The following is an 18,084-nucleotide window of genomic DNA, read 5'->3' on the forward strand; positions in this document are numbered from 1 at the left end:
GACCGGGGTTCGGCTGTCCTTCAGCCCGGGAGCGCGGCTGGTGCGGCTGGTGCGATCGGTGCGGCTGGTGCGATCGGTGCGGCTGGGGAGCTGGCAGCGGCCGGCGCGGGCGGCGGGCAGCCCGCGGCCGCGGACGGGTCGTCCCGGCGACGCGGCGGATGGGCCCGCTGGCTGGTCGGCGGGCTCGCGATCGCGTTCGCCGTGATCGCGGGCCTCGCCAGCTGGGTGGCCGTCCGTGGCCTGATGGCCCACTCGCAGCTCGATGAGGCCCGCGCGCGCATCGCGACGTTGCAGCGGCAGGTGCTGGCCGGAAACGTCCCGGCCGAGGGGGAGCTGCGGGCGCAGGTGGCGGGGATCGCCGAGCGGGCCCGGGCTGCCCGGTCGCTCACGGGCGACCCGGTGTGGTCGGCGTTCGGGCGGCTGCCGTGGGCCGGCTGCCCGCTGCGCTCGGCGGCGGCGCTCGTGCGGGCGGTCGACACGATGGCCGCTGCCGGGCTGCCGGCCGTCGCGGACCTCGGCGGCGATCTCAACCCGGACCGGCTGCGCCACCAGATGACGATCAACGTCTCCGCGTTGGCGGCGGCCCGCGTCCCGGCTGAGCGGGCCGCGGCGGCGCTGTCGGCGTTGCAGGCGGCCGCCGAGGGCGCCGAGACCTGCGGCTGGCCGGGCCGGGTCAGCGGCGTCACCGACGCCCGCGCCGAGATGATCGACCGCGGCCGGACCCTGTCCGGGGCGTTGGACAGCGTCGCCCTCGCCGCCCGGATCGGGCCGGACATGCTCGGCGCCTCCGAGCGGCGGCGCTACCTGCTGGTCGTCCAGAACCCCGCCGAGTCCCGGGCGAACGGCGGGATCATCGGCGGCTACGGCCTGCTGACCGCGGATCGGGGCCAGCTGTCCCTCGACGGCATCTCCGGCAACGGCGCGCTGCCCGGCGGCGCCACCCAGCAGACCCCGCCCATCGCCCTGCCGGGCCCGTTGGCGGCGCGCTACGGCTCGTTCTGGCCGGACCGGGTGTGGGCCAACGCCAACCTGACGCCCGACTACCCCACGGCCGGCAAGTTCTACTCCCATCTCTACCGGGCCGGGACCGGCGTCGAGGTGGACGGCACCATCAGCGTCGACCCGACCACGCTGTCCTATCTGCTGGCGGCCAGCCGGCCCGCGGTGCTGCCCGACGGCCAGGTCGTCAGCGCGGCCAACCTGGTCGACCTCGTCGAGTCCAAGGTGTACGCCCGCATCCCGACGACGGCTGCCCGGGACCGTTTCTTCGCCGAGGTGGGTCAGGCCGTCTACGCGGCGGTGGAATCGGGCAGCGGGGACACGGCGAAGCTGCTCACCGCCATGTCCAGGGCCGCGCGTGAGGGTCGGCTCAATGTGTCAAGCAACCACGCTGATGAGCAGGACGTTCTTTCGACGACCGCGCTGGGAGGCGCGCTGCCGGCGGGACCCGGTCCGTTTCTCGCCGTCGTCACGCAGAACGCCACGGCGAGCAAGCTCGACTACTGGCTTCGCCGCCGGACCAGCTACCGCGTGCAGCGGCTGCCGAACGGAGCCGGTGCGGTGACGATCGCCATCCAACTCACCAACGTGGCTCCCGACGGCCTGTCGGAGTATGTCCGCAAGCGCGAGGACGTCCGCAGGCGCGAGGACGTCCGAGGTTCCGGTGGCAACCCGCAGGCCCAGAACAACCTGTGGCTGTCGGTGTACACGGGTCGGGACAGCCTGTTCGCCGGGGCGCGTCTTGACGGTCAGCCGGTCGGGCTGACCAGCGGTTCCGAGGGCGGCCTGCCCGTCGTCTCCACCTACCTGACCGTCGATCGCGGCCAGACCAGAACCCTGGAGCTCAAGGTGCTGGAGCCGCAGGCGGGCCCCGCGCTCGCGATCCGTCCCCAGCCGTTGCCGGTTCCCGAGCGCCTCGACGTCCAGGGGGTGCCGGTCACCTCTCCGTGGTCGCGCAGAGTCAATAATTGACTACGTAGGGTTGTGGACACGGAGGGTAATCATCGATACTCTCCGTGTAGAAAATCATCCAACTGCTTGACCTGACGATCCGCGGGGAGAGTGCCTGCATGAAGTTCCGATCCCTCGGAATCGTGCTGATGGCGGGCGGCGGCATGGCGCTCGCCGCCCGGCCGGCTCTCCAGTCGCAGCGTTCGACACGCTCACTTCGGCCCCGGCGGCCCGGCGCCGCCGGCTCGCCCACGCCACCACCCGTATCGAGGCATGATCGAGCCCGGTAACGGAGGCGGTGCGGCCGGGGCGGGCGAGACTGCCCCCCCGGCCGCACCCACCCGCGCGATGGGGCCGCAGGTCAGCGCAGCGGGTCGAAGTCAGCGCAGCGGGTCGGAAGTCAGCGCAGCGGGTCGGAAGTCAGCGCAGCGGGTCGAAGGGGGCCAGGTCGGCCGCGGGCGTCCCGGAGACGACGGCGTCGGCGAGCAGGCGGCCGGTGACCGGGCCCAGGGTGATGCCCCACATGCCGTGGCCGCCCGCGACGAACACCCGCGGCGACGCGGTCGGGCCGATCAGCGGTAGCCCGTCCGGCGTGCAGGGGCGCGGCCCGACCCACTCGTGGGTGCGGGTGTCGAGGTCGACCCCGCGCAGCAGGCCGCGGGTCGCCTCGATCACAGCGCGGGTGCGCCGCGGATCCGGCGGCGCGTCCGGATGGCGGAACTCCATCATCCCGGCGACCCGCAGGCCGTCGCCGATGGGCGTGCAGGCCACCCGGGAGGCCGGGAAGTAGATCGGCCCGCTCGGCGGCCGCTCGGTCGTGACGTGGAAGCTGTAGCCGCGGCCGGCCTGCACGGGCAGGCGGACCCCGAAGGGCCGGGCCAGTCGCGGTAGCCAGGCGCCGGTGGCGAGTACCGCGGCGTCGAACGCGCCCGTCGCCGGGAGCGGACCGAGCACCTCGACCCGGTCTCCGGTCTCCCGTACGCTCGCGACGGCCGCCGTCTCGTGTACCACGCCGCCCCGGGCCCGCACGCTGTCGGCGAGGGCCGCGACGAAGCGCCCCGGGTCGCAGAAGCGCTGCCCGTGTACGGAGGCGACGTAGCGGACCTGCTCGGACAGCAGCGGTTCGAGGTCGCGGGCGGCGAGCGGGTCGAGCACCTCGGCGTCGACCGGCTGGCCGGCGGCGCGCACCTCGGCGAGCTCGACGAGCAGCGCGTCGAGGTCGGCGCGGTCGCGGTAGCCGGCGAGGAAGGGCGCGGCGGCCCGGGTCGGCGCGCTCACGCCGCCCGCCGCGAGCTCGTCGAACGCGCCGAGAGCCGCCCGGGTCAGCGGCGCGAGCGCCCGCATGGCGCGCCGCCAGCGACCGGTCGTGCTGTGCCGGACGAACCCGGCGACGAAGCGGGCGAGCCCGGCGTCGGCGACCGGCGGCACGTATACCGGCGAGTCGGGCCGCAGCAGCACCCGCAGCCCGTAGCGCAACACCGCCGGCTCCGGCAGCGGGGTGGCAAGACCGGGGGTGAGCCAGCCCGCGTTGCCCCACGACGAGCCGGCGCCGGCCCAGGTCGGGCCGCTGGTGAGCCGGTCGCGGTCGAAGACCGTCACCCGCACGCCGCGCTCCTGCAGGAACCAGGCCACGCACAGCCCGACCATCCCGCCGCCGATCACCGCCACCTGATCGGGAACGTCCCGCGTCTGTCTGCCCACCCTCACCATGGTCCGCCGGCGGGTGCGGGAGTGCTGCGGTTCCGTCCCGTTCGCGAGTTATGCCACGATTACCACGATCGCCAGGCGTCGCCAGGCGTCGCCAGGTGGCGGCCACGTGGCGGCGCCCCGCCGACGGGGGTGCTGTCGACGGGGCGCGTGCCGGTTTCTCCTTGGTCCTTCCACAGGGTTTTCTGGCTGATTTACCCCTGTGGAAGGACCAGGAAGTCGGGCGGGGCGGCGTGGTGCGGGCTACTTGCGGCCGAGGGAGGCGCGGAGGTACTCGCGGTTGAGGGTCGCGATGCTGTCCAGCGGGATGCCCTTCGGGCAGGCGTTGGTGCACTCGCCGGTGTTGGTGCAGCCGCCGAAGCCCTCGGCGTCCATCGCCTCGACCAGGTTGAGCACGCGGCTCGCCCGCTCCGGCGCACCCTGCGGCAGGCTGTTGAGGTGCGTCACCTTCGCCGAGGTGAACAGCATCGCCGAGCCGTTGGGGCAGGCGGCGACGCAGGCCCCGCAGCCGATGCAGGTGGCGTTGTCGAACGCCGTGTCCGCGATCGGCTTCGGCACCGGCGTGGAGTGCGCCTCGGGGGCGCTGCCCGTCGGGGCGCTGATGTACCCGCCGGCCTGGATGATCCGGTCGAGGCCCGACCGGTCCACCATCAGGTCCTTGAGCACGCCGAACGCGACCGAGCGCCAGGGCTCGATGTCGATCACGTCGCCGTCGGCGAACGAGCGCACGTGCAGCTGGCAGGTGGTGGTCAGGGCACGCGGCCCGTGCGCCTGGCCGTTGATGACCACGCCGCAGGAGCCGCAGATGCCCTCGCGACAGTCGTGGTCGAAGGTGACCGGGTCCTCGCCCTCCAGGGTGAGCCGCTCGTTGAGCACGTCGAGCAGCTCGAGGAAGGACATGTCCGGGTTGGCGTCGGGCACCTCGTAGGCCACCATGCGGCCGGGTTCGGCCGGGCCGGCCTGGCGCCAGATCCGCAGGGTGAGCTTCACGGTCGGCTCCTTGCACTGTCGTGGTTCTCCGGGAGCGCGCGGGTCATGGGTTGCGCGTTGATCGTTCGTGTTCCGTGGTTCATGGTGTCCGACCCCGCCTCACGCGTAGTTGCGCTGGGCGAGGTGGACGTAGTCGAACTCCAGCGGCTCGCGGTGCAGGATCGGGGTACCGCCGGTGCCGCCGAACTCCCAGGCGGCGGCGTAGGCGAACCGGTCGTCGTCGCGGCGGGCCTCCCCGTCCGGGGTCTGGCTCTCGACCCGGAAGTGACCACCGCAGGACTCCTCGCGGTGCAGCGCGTCGACGCACAGCAGCTCGCCGAGCTCGAGGAAGTCCGACACCCGGTTGGCCCGCTCCAGGCTCTGGTTCAGGCTGGCGCCGGTGCCCGGCACCTTCACCGATCGCCAGAACTCCTCGCGCAGCTCGGGCAGGCGGCCCAGCGCCTTGCGCAGGCCGTCCTCGCTGCGCGCCATCCCGCACTCGTCCCAGAGGATCTCGCCGAGCTCGCGGTGGAACGAGTCGACCGTGCGCACGCCGTCGATCGACAGCAGCCGGTCCAGCCGGCCCGTCGCCTCGGCGACCGTCGCGGCCACCTCCGGGTGGCTGGCGTCGACCTTGTCGAACTTGTTCGAGGCGATGTAGTTGCCGAGCATCGGCGGCAGCACGAAGTAGCCGTCGGCCAGGCCCTGCATCAGCGCGCTCGCGCCGAGCCGGTTGGCGCCGTGGTCGGAGAAGTTCGCCTCGCCGATGACGAAGCAGCCCGGGATGGTGCTCTGCAGGTCGTAGTCCACCCACAGGCCACCCATCGTGTAGTGGATGGCGGGGTAGATCCGCATCGGGACCTTGTACGGGTCCTCGCCGGTGATCCGGTCGTACATCTCGAACAGGTTGCCGTACTTCTCGCGGACGGCGGCCTCGCCCATCCGCTTGATCGCGTCGGCGAAGTCGAGGAAGACGCCCAGGCCACCGGGGCCGACGCCGCGGCCCAGGTCGCACTGGTTCTTCGCCGCCCGTGAGGCGATGTCGCGGGGAACCAGGTTGCCGAAGCCGGGGTAGATCCGTTCGAGGTAGTAGTCGCGCTCGTCCTCGGGGATCTGGTCCGGCGAACGGGTGTCGCCCGGGTTCTTGGGCACCCAGATCCGGCCGTCGTTGCGCAGCGACTCGCTCATCAGGGTGAGCTTCGACTGGTGGTCGCCGGAACGTGGGATGCAGGTCGGGTGGATCTGCGTGTAGCACGGGTTGGCGAAGTACGCCCCGCGCCGGTGCGCCCGCCAGATCGCGCTCGCGTTGGAGTTCTTCGCGTTCGTCGACAGGTAGAACACGTTGCCGTACCCGCCGGTGGCCAGCACGACCGCGTCGGCGATGTACGTCGAGATCTCGCCGGTGATCAGGTCACGGGCGACGATGCCGCGGGCCCGACCGTCGATGACGATCAGGTCGAGCATCTCGGTGCGCGCGTGCATCTCCACGTTGCCGGCGTCGATCTGCCGCGACAGCGCCTGGTAGGCGCCGATCAGCAGCTGCTGGCCCGTCTGGCCGCGGGCGTAGAAGGTGCGCGCGACCTGCACCCCACCGAACGACCGGGTGTCGAGCAGGCCGCCGTACTCGCGGGCGAACGGCACGCCCTGCGCCACGCACTGGTCGATGATCTGGGTCGACGTCTGCGCGAGCCGGTAGACGTTGGACTCCCGGGCCCGGAAGTCGCCGCCCTTCACCGTGTCGTAGAACAGCCGGTAGACCGAGTCGCCGTCATTGCGGTAGTTCTTCGCGGCGTTGATGCCACCCTGCGCGGCGATGGAGTGCGCCCGGCGCGGCGAGTCCTGGTAGCAGAACTGGATGACGTGGTAGCCCTGCTCGGCGAGGGTCGCCCCGGCGGCCCCGCCGGCGAGGCCCGTCCCGACGACGATCACGCTGTGTCGGCGCCGGTTCGCCGGGTTGACCAGCTTGGCGTCGAAGCGGCGCTTGTCCCAGCGCTGCTCGATCGGCACGTCCGGCGCGGTGGTGTCGGCGATGTCGTCGCCGAGTTTGTAGAACGACATGTCAGCCTCTTTCGTTCTAGTCCACGAGGCCGGCGAGGACCGACACCGGAACGATCAGGAATCCCACCGTCAGAAGCACGGCGAGACTCGTCGCCGCGACCTTGAAGGTGCGGTCGCGGCTCGGCCGGTTGTACCCGAGGGTCTGGGCCGCGCTCCAGAATCCGTGCTGGATGTGGAGGCCCAGGAAGATCATGGCGGCGATGTAGATGACCGTGACCCACCACACGCTGAAGCTCGACACGACGTTGTCGTAGGCGTCGCCGTCGACTCCGTGGCGGTTCAGCGTGAGCGTGGTGAAGTCGAGGATGTGGTAAATGATGAACAGCGCCAGAGTGATGCCGCCGTAACGCATGATGTGCGTGGCGTAGCCGGCCTTGGCCCGTTGGTGGTGGGAGTATTTCGTCGGCCGGGCCTTCAGATCACGTCGGCTGAGCTGGTAGGCCGATACGGCGTGTAGCACCACGACCACTACCAGGACGAACCGCTGGATCCACAGATACCAGCTTTCGTGCAGGACCGGATCCCCGATCGTGCGCAGCCAGTGGGCATAGTGGTCGAAGTCGGTTGGGCCGAAGAAGATCTTCAGGTTCCCGAGCATATGGACGATCAGGAACAGCAGCATCAGCAGACCGGTGACCGCCATCACGGTCTTCTTGCCGATCGTCGAACGCCAGAAGTTCAACGGGGCGAAGGAGGATCGCGCGGGTCGCGGGGGGCGTCCAGCGGGCGACGGTCGCGTCGGGGTTGTTACAGCCACGCCCGCACCCTAGAACCGGGGTGTCGAGTGGTCCAAGACATGATAAACCTGGACTCCATAGTCGCCATCTATCGAGGTCTACGCTGGCGGGCGTGCAGCTCCACCAGCTCGCCTATTTCGTCGCCGTCGCGGAGACCCGGCATTTCACCCGGGCCGCGCAGCGGATGCATGTGGCGCAACCCTCACTGTCCCAACAGGTCCGGTCGCTCGAACAGGAGCTCGGCACACCACTGTTCAACCGCGCCCGGGGCAACATCAGCCTGACCGCGGCGGGGGAGACGCTGCTGCCGCTGGCGCGGCGCATCCTCGCGGACACGGAGACGGCCCGTCAGCGGGTCACCGAGCTGCTCGACCTACGCCACGGCACGGTTCGCCTCGGCGCCACGCCGAGCCTGTGCACCGGCTTCCTGCCCGACGTACTGCGCCTGTTCCACCAGCGCTATCCGGGCATCCGCCTGCTGGTCGAGGAGGGCGGGTCGCGTGACCTGGTCCGCGACCTGGCGGGCGGCGAGCTCGACCTCGCTCTGATCATCCTGCCACTGCAGAGCTCCGACCCCGCCCTGGCCACCTCGCCGCTCATCCGGGAGAGCCTGGTGCTGGTCTCCTCCCTCGACGAGCCGCCGGTCGTCACCGGCCGCTCGCTGACCGTCGCCGATCTGCGCAACCATCCACTGGTGATGTTCCGGCGCGGGTACGACCTGCGTGTGGCCACCGTGACGGCCTGCCGGGAGGTCGGCTTCGAGCCGACCTTCGCGATCGAGGGCGGGGAGATGGACGCGGTGCTCGGCTTCGTCGCCGCGGGGCTCGGCAGCGCCGTGATCCCGAGCATGGTCGCCCGCCGCCTCGGCATGCGGGTGACCCCCTTCGTGGCCCCCGGACTGCAACGCACGATCGGGCTGGCGCGGCGCCGCGACGTCGAGCCGACCCGCGCCGCCGTCGAGCTCCAACGCACCCTGTGGGAGTACCTGCGCCACGCCGCCGCCACCGGCAACCTCCCCGACGGCACCCGCCTGCTCGGCGAGCGCCCCGCCCCCGCCGCCGCCGGGATCGCGGCCGTGGGGCGGGAGCCGTCGGCCTTGGATCCCTCGGCCGTGGGCCCCTCGGCCGTGGGCCCCTCGGCCGTGGATCCCTCGGCCGTGGCCGGGAACGACGGAGTGAGTTAACAGGAATGGCGGCAAGTACCCATACGCGCTGCGCCTGCCAGTAGTCGGATCAGGTCGCCATGTTGCTAACGAACTTTTTTCGTGATGTCGATACGGATCATGCTGGTTGCAGGGTCGGGCCGGTGGTGGTGAGGTAGCCGTCGAGCAGGTGACGATGGATGGTGGAGGCGACCCGGGCCCCGTCGGACCAGGCCGGTGAGAGGGCCGACGTCGGTGACCAGACGGTTGGCGGGATCACCGCGTTCGGGTAGCGACCCCATGCTCTGGGCGGGGTTGGGATCGGAGGCGTGGGCCGGCAGGCGGATCATGGCCAGCCGGCGTTCGTGCGCGGCGGCGAACGCGCCCGTCTCTGCGCAGGTGTACCGGGACTGCCGCGAACACAGCCGTCGGAGTTGCCGCAAAGTCAACCGTCATGATCACCGGGCCGGGGCTGTCGTGGATCATCGAACACGGCATGCTCCCACCCACCACCGACACTTTCCCGACCCCCACCCCAACCCGCCCCCAGGCCCGGCGATCATGGTGTTCCGCGGAACCGGGCCTCGGTGATCGTGGCGTTCCGCGGAACCGGGCCTCGCGTCCGGGCCGAGCCCCGGCCCGCGTCGACCCCTGCTCAGGCCCGACCCACGCCGTCACCGCAACACGGTCATCGCCCTCCCACCACCGCCCCGTCACCACCGCCCCGTCACCACCGCCCCGTCACCACCGCGTCGTCGTAGTCCACCACCCCAGACACCGCGCCACCAGACACCGCGCCACCAGACACCGCGCCACCAGACACCGCGCCACCAGACACCGCCCACTCCTCGCCGACGCGGCGACAGCCACCCCCGGGACCGCACACCCACCCCACCCCGCACAGCCGGCACGACCAGATGCCAGATCCCAGATCCCAGCGACCACCAATCCACCCGACCCGGTGAATTGAAGATCGGTAGCCGCGGAACGTCAATGATCCGGGAAACCTGCCGACCGGAAATCGACGTCCGCTGGCTTTTCGCCGATTACCGGCACCGGCGGCGGCAGTGGTTCCGGAAATTCGGCGCGACAGGGTTTTCAGGGAGTCTGCGTACGGATGACGTACCTCCGGCTTGATGCTTACCAAGCGCTATTCTGGTGGCGTCGGCCGCCGGCAGCCATCCGTCCATGACGGCAAGCGTGGTGTCACTCTATGCGATGTTCGGCCGCCGTTGGCTGCCCTCGGGTGGCGAGCCGCCCGGCTGGCAACGACATTCCTTCCGTCGCGACGGGTAATCGGGCACGCAGGGTAGGTGGGTGAGAGCGGAATCGCGGGATCGGACGGGATGTGCTGGTTTCGCTCCGGTGTGGTGGGCGGGGCGTGGACGGTCACCCGTTCCGTGGTGCTCGGGGGGCGCACCGTAAGCCGCGGTAATAACCGACCTGAAAGAACTACGGAGAGATCGCCCTGTTTCCTCGCCCGCTGTCACATCTCCCACCGGCGGAGAGGGCATTCCGCTAGCCGAATGCTTGCTAAGCTACGAATAGCCGCACCTCGGGGTTGCGGACGGGAGATCAAGGGGGCGAGCGCGACCCTGCCCGAGTCGCTGGACGTCATCGCCGCCGCGCTGAACGGTCCGCGCGACACGACCTACACCCGGTCGTCGGCACTGCTCGACCGGGCCGAACGCCGCAGTGAGGAGCTGGCCGGCACCGTCCACGACGGGCAGCTCGCCATCCGCGACCTCAAGCTCATCGACGGCACCATGGCCCGCCTCGCCGAGACGATGTCCCTGCGCATCGCCGACTACGACACCGTCGGCGTCTAACGGACCCCCGTCCCGGCCCGGCGGCACCGACCCGCCGGGCCGGGACCGGCCGGGCCGGGCCGGACCTTCGCCGCCTGGACCAGGGGCCCCGCTGGTCGCGGGACTGGGTTGACCAGCCGCCGCGGTGACGGTCGGCGAGCGTACCGGTCGGTTGTACGTGCACTGATGTTTCCGTTTGTGTCGATCTCCGGCCATCTTCGGCTGACAGCGTTCCCAACGGCGCCGAAGGGACCGGCGTCGGAGGAGGACAGGCATGGCTGTGAACCGTCGACAGTTGATGGCGGGCGCGGGGACCGCCGGCCTCGGCTTCGCGCTGGCCGGGGCGGTGGACGCCGTCTTCGCGGGGACCGCGACCGCTGCGACGCCGAAGGCCTTCCGCGGTTACGGGGAGCTCGTCGCGGACCCGAACAAGATCATCGACCTGCCGGCCGGCTTCCGCTACACGGTGTTCTCCCGCGCGGGCAAGGACACCCTGGACGGCGGGGGCGCGGTGCCGGGGTCGCACGACGGCATGTACGCCTTCCCTGCCGGCCCGGGACGCAGCGTGCTGGTCCGCAACCATGAGCTGTCGCCGGGGACCGACATCCCGGCGGTGCCGCACCGCGACGGCCTCGTCTACGACCCGGCCTGCGCCGGCGGGACGACGACCCTCACGGTCGCGGGCGACAAGCTGCTCGGCCACGTGCCGAGCCTCGCCGGCACCTACCGCAACTGCGCGGGTGGCGGCACGCCGTGGCGGACCTGGCTGTCCTGCGAGGAGACCGAGGCCACCCCGGCCACCGAGGCGGTGCTGACCAAGAAGCACGGCTACGTCTTCGAGGTCGACCCCTTCGGCCGACTGCGCGACACCGCCCCGGTGCCGCTGACGGCGCTGGGCCGCTTCCCGCACGAGGCGGTGGCGATCGACCCGCGTTCCGGCATCGTCTACCTCACCGAGGACGCCTCCAAGCCGTACGGCCTGCTCTACCGGCTCCTGCCTCGCCGCCCGCTCGGCGGTCCCGGCAGCCTGCGGGCCGGTGGGAAGCTGCAGGCCCTGTCGGTGCCGGACGTGCGTGACCTGTCCGCCGTGCACGACCTGCACACCAAGCTGCGCGTCACCTGGGTGGACGTGCCCGACCCGGACGCGACCGCGGTGTCGGTCCGTTCGCAGTTCGAGGACGCGAAGATCACCCGGGTGCCGAAGGCCGAGGGCATCTTCTGGTCCGAGGGCACGGCGTACATCGTCTCCAGCTACGCGGAGAAGTCCGCCGGCGCCGCCGCCGACCACGCCGGGCAGGTCTGGCGGTTCGACCCGAAGCGTTCCACCCTCGAACTCGTCCTGCGCCTGGAGCCGGGCGGCCGGTTCGACGGGCCCGACAACATCACCGTCTCGCCGTTCGGCGGGATCGTGCTGTGCGAGGACGGCGACGGCGAGCAGTACCTCGTCGCCCCCTCGGCGGACGGCACGCCCTACCCGCTCGCCCGCAACGCCGGCAGCGACAGCGAGTGGGCCGGCGCCACCTTCTCCCAGGACGGCCGCTGGCTGTACGCCAACGTGCAGGTCGACGGCCTCACCGTGGCCATCACCGGCCCGTGGTGGCGCGGCTGAGCAGCCCGCTCAACGATAGGTGCAGCCGCCCACCGATAGGTGCAGCCGCTCACTGATAGGTGATGAGGTCCGGCGGCGGCGTGAGGGTCAGCGTCTCCGCCGGACTGAACATGTTCGTGTCCTCGTCGAGGAAGAGCTTGAACCCGGTGAAGAACGGCGCCCGGGCGGACAGCAGCGCGTATTTGTCGAGCTTGTCCTGACGGACGCCGAACCCGTCGATATGGAAGACGGTGGCGAGTTCGGGCCGGGCCACGATGGCCGTCCGGTCGGGCAGCATCGATTCGGTGAACTGATGTATCACGAACAGTTTCTGCGGCAGATTGTGCGCGCGGGTGATGCCGGCGAGCCAGGCGGAGACCTCGTTCAGCCCGGCCGCGTCGCTGCTGCCGATCTGGCGGCCGGGGACCTGGTTCGGCCCCATCTTCCATTCCGGGTCGAGGGCGAGCCCGACGTCCGGTTCCCGCAGGAAACGTTCGTACCGGCGCGCCTGGTCCAGGAAACGCCCGCGCCCGGGCTGCAGATCGAGGATGAGCAGCATCCGGTGGGCTCGGGCGGCGGCGAGGTACGGCTCGACCGCGGCCGGGAGCAGCGCGGAGCTGTATAGCCCATCCGCGCCGGGTGATGCCGACGCGACGGTCGTGATGAGCTCCATCGCCGGCTGCACCGGACGGTCGCCCGCGGCGAAGGGCGCCGCGGCCGCGAGCACGCGCTGCGCCGCCTGCTCCGGTGTCCCCTCACCGAGCACGCCGAGCGCGCCGCCGCCCACCGAGCCGTAGTGCGCCACGATCCGCAACCGCGGCAGCAGCGTGCGACCGCCCATCGGGAGCTGCGGCGCGTCGGCGCCCTCGGCCGCGGGCCGCCCGGGCTCGTCGCCGTGGCCGGCGGCACCGGGCCGGGGCGTCGATCCCGGCCGACCGGCGGGGCCGCCCTGGACCGTCGGGCCGGTCGGGCTGGCAGCGCCGGCCGTTGGGCCGGTCGGGCTGGCAGCGCCGGCCGTTGGACCGGTCGGGCTGGCAGCCCCGGCCGGGGCGCGCTGTGCCGCCGCGGTCTGCTCCGCCCCGTCCCCGGGCTGCGAGCCGCATCCCGCCCAGAGGACCGAGGCGAGCAGGAACAGGCCGAGCATCGCCGCCGACAGCGCGCCTCGTGCCCCGGGCCGATCGCCGGCCCCCCAAGCCCGGTACCGCCGCGCGTCGGGCCGCCGACGGCTGCCCCGGTGCCATGTCGCTCGGTGATCGGCCATGCCGCCGCTCCTACCCCGCGCAACACCGGATCATGGCGCCCGAGCAGGGGGATGTGCGCTGCTGCCCAGGTGGATCGGCGGCGACGACCGTGCCGCCGGCGGCTCCCGCGCGGCGCGCGCCATCCTGACCGGTATCCCCGTCCGACCGGTATCCCCGTCATCGGCGCGCTATCTTCATAATCATTTTGTAGTGTTTACGCAGAAATAATTGCGGGTTCAGTTCGAATGATATTCGCGTGCCGGTACCGGCTGGTGAATGTGGTCTCCCTGTCCGTGGACGTACCTTTTTTGTTCAGCCTCGTGCGTTCCGGTCGCGGCCGATTAAAGTTGGACGAGCAGTCGTAGATCGGGCGGTTTCAAGTCTGCGAGGGACTGTGATGCGGGGACGATTGTCGACGCGCGGTTCGCGTGAGCTGACGTCGATGCCCACGGGAGGCGGCGTCGGTGCTGCCCTCCACCTCGACAACGCGGGAGGCGATATGAACAGTGTCGATATTGCGCTGAAGGAGTCGCTGGAGATCGGGGGCGCGCTCGGGGCGGCTCTCGTCGATTTCACCAGCGGCATGACCCTCGGCACGGCCGGTAACGCGCACACCCTCGACCTGGAGGTGGCCGCGGCCGGGAACACCGAGGTCATCCGGGCGAAGCTGCGGACCATGGAGAGCCTCGGCCTCCAGGACACCATCGAGGACATCCTGATCACGCTCGGTCGTCAGTACCACCTGATCCGCCTGCTGCAGAGCCATTCCGGCCGCGGTCTGTTCCTCTACCTGGTGCTGGACAAGGGGCGGGCGAACCTCGCGCTGGCCCGCCACCGCCTGCGCGCCATCGAGGCCCAGCTCGACGTCTGACGCCGCCACCGCGGCCCCGGGGTGCGGCGGGGCGCGCTGCCGGCGTCGGGAAACGGGCAGACTGGGCCCGACGCCAGCAGCGGAGGCAAACATGACGACAGCGGTCGGAACCAGGATGGCCGTCCCCGGGACGGAAGCTGGCCGAACGGGGGCGGCCCGATGGTGACGGGTCATCCGACCCTGCGGATCCAGGGCGCGGTGCTGGTCGGGCCGGAGGAGGTCCGCGACGAGCTGTGGATCGTCGACGGTCGGGTCAGCTTCACCGCGCCCGCCGGCACCGCGGCCCGGGACGTGCGCACGGTGTCCGGTTGGGCACTGCCCGGCCTGGTCGACGCGCACTGCCACGTCGGCCTCGACGCGGGCGGCGCCGTGGACCGGCCCACCGCGCAGGAGCAGATCACCACCGACCGTGCGGCCGGCGCGCTGCTGCTGCGCGACGCCGGCTCCCCGGCGGACACCCGGTGGGTCGACGACCGCGAGGACCTGCCCCGGCTGGTGCGCGCCGGCCGGCACATCGCCCGCCCCCGGCGCTACATCCGCAACTACGCGGCCGAGGTCGAGCCGGACGACCTCGTCGCCGAGGTCGTCACCCAGGCCGGCCGCGGCGACGGCTGGGTCAAGCTCGTCGGGGACTGGATCGACCGCGGCGTCGGGGACCTCGCTGCCTGCTGGCCCGCGGACGCCGCGAAGGCGGCGATCGACGCGGCCCACGCGGCCGGCGCCCGGGTGACCGCCCACTGCTTCGCCGAGGATTCGCTCGCCGACCTCGTCGAGGCGGGCATCGACTGCATCGAGCACGCCACCGGGCTCACCGAGGACACGATCCCGCTGTTCGCCGAGCGGGGGGTCGCGATCGTCCCGACGCTGGTGAACATCGCCACCTTCGAGGGCATCGCGCGTGGCGCCGAGGAGAAGTTCCCCGCCTACGCCCGGCACATGCTTGCCCTGCACGCCCGCCGGTACGACACGGTGCGGGCCGCCTACGACGCCGGAATCCCCATCTACGTCGGCACCGACGCCGGGGGCAGCCTGCCGCACGGCCTGGTCGCCGCCGAGGTCGCCGAGCTGCGCCGCGCCGGCCTGCCGGCCGAGGCCGCCCTGTCCGCCGCCACCTGGTCGGCGCGGGCCTGGCTCGGCCATCCGGCGCTCACCGAGGGCGCCCCCGCCGACCTGGTCGTCTACCCCGCCGACCCGCGCGCCGACGTCGCGGTGCTCGCCGCACCCGACCTCATCGTCCTGCGCGGCCGCCCCGTCGCCCCCTGAACCCGCCCGCCCAGCCCACGCGGCCCAGAGGCCCTCTGCCCGGCCGCGACCACTGCCGCCAGCCCGGTTTCCGGTCAGCCTAATTTCCGGTCAGAGTGCGGCCAGATCGTGCCGAGGGCTAAACACGGTTTTGCAGCCGAAAAGCGCAACTACCCCTCGGCACGATTCCGCAGCCTGGGCCAACGTCAGCCCCGGCCGAGCGACACCTGGTGCGTGGGGCACCGGACGACCGGAGTGCTGACATCGGGGCGGTACCAGGTGTAGTCGCCGTGCGGGCAGGTGTAGCGGTCGGCGAGAACCGGGCTGGGGTCGCCGGCCGGCCCGGCGGCGTTCCGGCCGCGCAGATAGCGAGGCTGGTGCTCGGGAGGCCGGTAGTACGGAGCGTCAGCGAGGACGTCACCGAGGAAGCGGCGGGTGAGGCGATGGGTCTCCAAGAGCCCACGCAGCCGGCTGGCCATTCCGGCGAGGTCGGCGGGATCGCTCAACCCGCCGGGCGGGTTGAGGACGTCGGCAAGGTGCTGGTCCAAGGCGGCGGCGTCCTGCGGGCTGAACCAGTCGGTCAGGTAGGGACGGATCGCTCGCGCCGCCTCGATCGTGCCGCGGTCGTCACTGCTCATGGACGAAACTCCCGATCGGGGCGCCGGCCGGGACCGGTGGGTCAGGCGCCGGCATGGATGTGGGAGGCCCACAGCGCGGGCCGTCGGGGCAGGTAGTCGCGCAGGTCTCGGGTGGCCTGATGTACCGCGCTGGCCGGGTCGCCACCGGCGGCCAGGGTTGCGTAGATCTGGTCGGCGAGGTCGACGGCGACGCTGTCGCTGATCAGCCACAGGGTGGCGATGACGTGTCGGAACCCGGCGAGCTGGAACGCCGACGCGAGATGGATCGCCTCGTCGGCGAGCCGGCCGCCGGGGCGGGCCGTCTCGCAGGCGGACAGGAACGCCAGCTCCGCCCGCTCCAACCGTAGCGGGGTCAGATCCGCCACGCTCAGCGGCCGGTCATACAACACGAGCCGACTGGCCGACGGGTCGGCGATCTCGGCGATGCCGTGACAGGCGAAGTGCGCCCACTCGCTGGCCCGCAGCGCGGTCATGACCGCGTCCCGGGTCGCCCGGGGCGCGGTCAGCACCACGGCCCGGTCTTCGAAACGCCGTGCCAACGCCTCCGTCTCGGCCTGGGCGCCGGGCAGCTCGTGCATGGCGGGAGTGCGAGGCATCCCCACCGCCAGCACCCGCCCGGCCCGACCGTCCTTCGGCCGACCGTCCTTCGGCCGACCGTCCTTCGGCCGACCGTCCTCCGGCCGACCGTCCTCCGGCCCGGCCACGGCGGTGCGACGGGCGTGCAGCAGCGCACGGATGCTCGGAGTGAAGGAGGAGACGACCCGGTCGACCACCGTGTCCGGGCGGGCGCCGCGCCGGGTGTCGTGATGCCCGGCAGCGTGCACCGGTAGGAACGACAGCAGCCCGGACACACACCACCACACCCGTGGCCATCCCCGGTCCCTCGCGGGTGGGCCGATGATCCCCAGGCGGTCCAGGACCGGCCCCGCCAGCGCATCCCACAGCCAGCCCAGGATGCCGTCCAGCCGCTTCTCGCCGGTGCCGCCGGCCCGGGCGGTGTCGCCGAAGGCGTCGAGGAACTCCACCACCTGCTCGTACACCGCGTTCGGTGTCAGCAGGGGAAGCGGGACATCGTCGACGCCCTCGGTCGTCAGCAACAGCGCACATGATCCGAACCGGGAAACCGCGACCATTACCAGGGGTCCCTGGCCCGCGGCTTTCCGAAGCTGCTCCACCGGCGGCGGGCGCAGGAAACCGGCGAATCCGGGTCGCTCCCGGATCTGCACCATCACCGCGTCGAACTCCTCGGCCACGATCGCCCGCGGCCGCCCATCCGCCGGGGCCGCGGCCGGCGCCGACAGCCCCCCGACGACCGGGGGCGAACCGGCGGAGCCGCCCGCGCGGTCGAGGTCCTCGCACAGTCGCAGGAAACGGTGGGCCAGGTCCGGGTGGGCGTCCGCGAGCTCGGTGACGTCGGTGCGGATGTCCAACGCCTGCCCCAGCAGCACCCCCCGACCCTGCTCGAACAGCTCCACCGCCCGTTCCACCCGACCTGCCCGAACGCAGGCCGCGGCCGCGTCCGCGGCCAACCCGTTCAGCTCGCCGAGAAGATGCTCCTGATCGGGGCGGGCGAGACTGCGCGGCGTCACCAGCCCCACCAGCGCGACTGCCGCCTCGAACCCCTTCGCCGCCTCCGCCCAGCGTTCTCCCGCCCCGGCGGCAGCCCCCCACCCCCGGGCCGCGATCGCCCGCAGCCGTGGCGCGGCTGCCGGCGCCTCGGCGCCCGTCCGTCCGGCGTCGATGGCGGCGGTGAGATCGGCCGGCGAACCTGTCCGTTCGAACCGGGCACGCAGGGCGATAGCGAGGTTGGACAGATACATGGTGCGGTCGGCGTGGTCGGGCGCGGTGGCCGCGACCGCCTGCCGCCCGACCTCGACGGCGGCGTCGAGATCATCTGGTGATCCCGTCTGGGTGAACCGGATGTGCAGGGCGGCGCCGAGGTTGGACAGCCGTCCGGCCCGGTTGGGATGGCCGGGTGCGGTGGCCGCGACCGCCTGCCGGCCGACGTCGACCGCCGCGGTGAGATCCGTCGGCGCTCCGGTCGCGTCGAACCTGGCTTGCAGGGCGGCGCCGAGGTTGGACAGCCGTCCGGCCCGCTCGGGATGGTCGGGTGTGGTGGCCGCGACGGCCTGCC

13 protein-coding genes are annotated in these 18,084 nt (G+C 72.1%); 6 read left to right on the forward strand and 7 right to left on the reverse strand.

What is annotated here, in order from left to right; genetic code table 11:
- On the forward strand, positions 1-1,971 hold a 1,971-nt coding region (locus FRAQA3DRAFT_RS28165), incomplete at its 5' end, for a DUF4012 domain-containing protein (protein WP_009742456.1).
- 399 nt (positions 1,972-2,370) lie between these two features.
- Here the strand turns inward: FRAQA3DRAFT_RS28165 and FRAQA3DRAFT_RS28170 are convergent.
- The 4 genes from FRAQA3DRAFT_RS28170 to FRAQA3DRAFT_RS28185 form a co-directional block, all read right to left on the reverse strand.
- Positions 2,371-3,660, reverse strand: a complete 1,290-nt coding sequence (locus FRAQA3DRAFT_RS28170) for an FAD-binding oxidoreductase (protein ID WP_035921644.1) — start codon at positions 3,658-3,660, stop codon at positions 2,371-2,373.
- Between the two features lie 240 nt (positions 3,661-3,900).
- Positions 3,901-4,647, reverse strand: a complete 747-nt coding sequence (locus FRAQA3DRAFT_RS28175; RefSeq protein ID WP_009742458.1) for a succinate dehydrogenase/fumarate reductase iron-sulfur subunit — start codon at positions 4,645-4,647, stop codon at positions 3,901-3,903.
- A 99-nt stretch (positions 4,648-4,746) separates the two neighbouring features.
- Positions 4,747-6,684, reverse strand: coding sequence for a fumarate reductase/succinate dehydrogenase flavoprotein subunit (locus tag FRAQA3DRAFT_RS28180; RefSeq protein ID WP_009742459.1), 1,938 nt, complete (start codon positions 6,682-6,684; stop codon positions 4,747-4,749).
- Between the two features lie 16 nt (positions 6,685-6,700).
- The gene (locus tag FRAQA3DRAFT_RS28185) at positions 6,701-7,327 is read right to left on the reverse strand and encodes a succinate dehydrogenase cytochrome b subunit (RefSeq protein WP_035923660.1); all 627 of its coding nucleotides are present in this window, start codon (positions 7,325-7,327) and stop codon (positions 6,701-6,703) included.
- A 206-nt stretch (positions 7,328-7,533) separates the two neighbouring features.
- Between FRAQA3DRAFT_RS28185 and FRAQA3DRAFT_RS28190 the strand changes: the two genes are divergently transcribed.
- From FRAQA3DRAFT_RS28190 to FRAQA3DRAFT_RS28200, 3 genes are all read left to right on the forward strand, one after another.
- Entirely contained in the window at positions 7,534-8,604 is a 1,071-nt protein-coding gene (locus tag FRAQA3DRAFT_RS28190) for a LysR family transcriptional regulator (protein ID WP_009742461.1), read from the forward strand.
- Between the two features lie 1,484 nt (positions 8,605-10,088).
- Positions 10,089-10,391: a hypothetical protein gene (locus FRAQA3DRAFT_RS28195; protein ID WP_035921646.1), complete on the forward strand. Its 303-nt coding sequence runs from the start codon at positions 10,089-10,091 to the stop codon at positions 10,389-10,391.
- A gap of 253 nt (positions 10,392-10,644) precedes the next feature.
- Positions 10,645-11,979: an alkaline phosphatase PhoX gene (locus tag FRAQA3DRAFT_RS28200; protein WP_009742463.1), complete on the forward strand. Its 1,335-nt coding sequence runs from the start codon at positions 10,645-10,647 to the stop codon at positions 11,977-11,979.
- A gap of 49 nt (positions 11,980-12,028) precedes the next feature.
- Here FRAQA3DRAFT_RS28200 and FRAQA3DRAFT_RS28205 read toward each other — a convergent pair whose 3' ends face one another.
- On the reverse strand, positions 12,029-13,219 hold the full coding sequence (locus FRAQA3DRAFT_RS28205; RefSeq protein WP_009742464.1) for a hypothetical protein: 1,191 nt from the start codon (positions 13,217-13,219) through the stop codon (positions 12,029-12,031).
- 479 nt (positions 13,220-13,698) lie between these two features.
- On the opposite strand from FRAQA3DRAFT_RS28205, the gene FRAQA3DRAFT_RS28210 reads away from it, so the two are divergent.
- Together FRAQA3DRAFT_RS28210 and FRAQA3DRAFT_RS28215 are read left to right on the forward strand one after the other, a co-directional pair.
- A complete protein-coding gene (locus tag FRAQA3DRAFT_RS28210) occupies positions 13,699-14,070 on the forward strand; it encodes a hypothetical protein (RefSeq protein WP_009742465.1) in 372 nt (123 codons plus the stop codon).
- A gap of 159 nt (positions 14,071-14,229) precedes the next feature.
- The gene (locus tag FRAQA3DRAFT_RS28215) at positions 14,230-15,333 is read left to right on the forward strand and encodes an amidohydrolase family protein (protein WP_009742466.1); all 1,104 of its coding nucleotides are present in this window, start codon (positions 14,230-14,232) and stop codon (positions 15,331-15,333) included.
- A gap of 185 nt (positions 15,334-15,518) precedes the next feature.
- On the opposite strand, the gene FRAQA3DRAFT_RS28220 is transcribed toward FRAQA3DRAFT_RS28215, so the two are convergent.
- A complete protein-coding gene (locus FRAQA3DRAFT_RS28220) occupies positions 15,519-15,950 on the reverse strand; it encodes a hypothetical protein (protein ID WP_009742467.1) in 432 nt (143 codons plus the stop codon).
- 41 nt (positions 15,951-15,991) lie between these two features.
- Positions 15,992-18,084, reverse strand: a 2,093-nt coding sequence (locus tag FRAQA3DRAFT_RS28225; protein ID WP_009742468.1) for a CHAT domain-containing protein, incomplete at its 5' end; no start/stop codon positions are given.

This window comes from Frankia sp. QA3 (genome assembly GCF_000262465.1).
Lineage (GTDB): Bacteria > Actinomycetota > Actinomycetes > Frankiales > Frankiaceae > Frankia.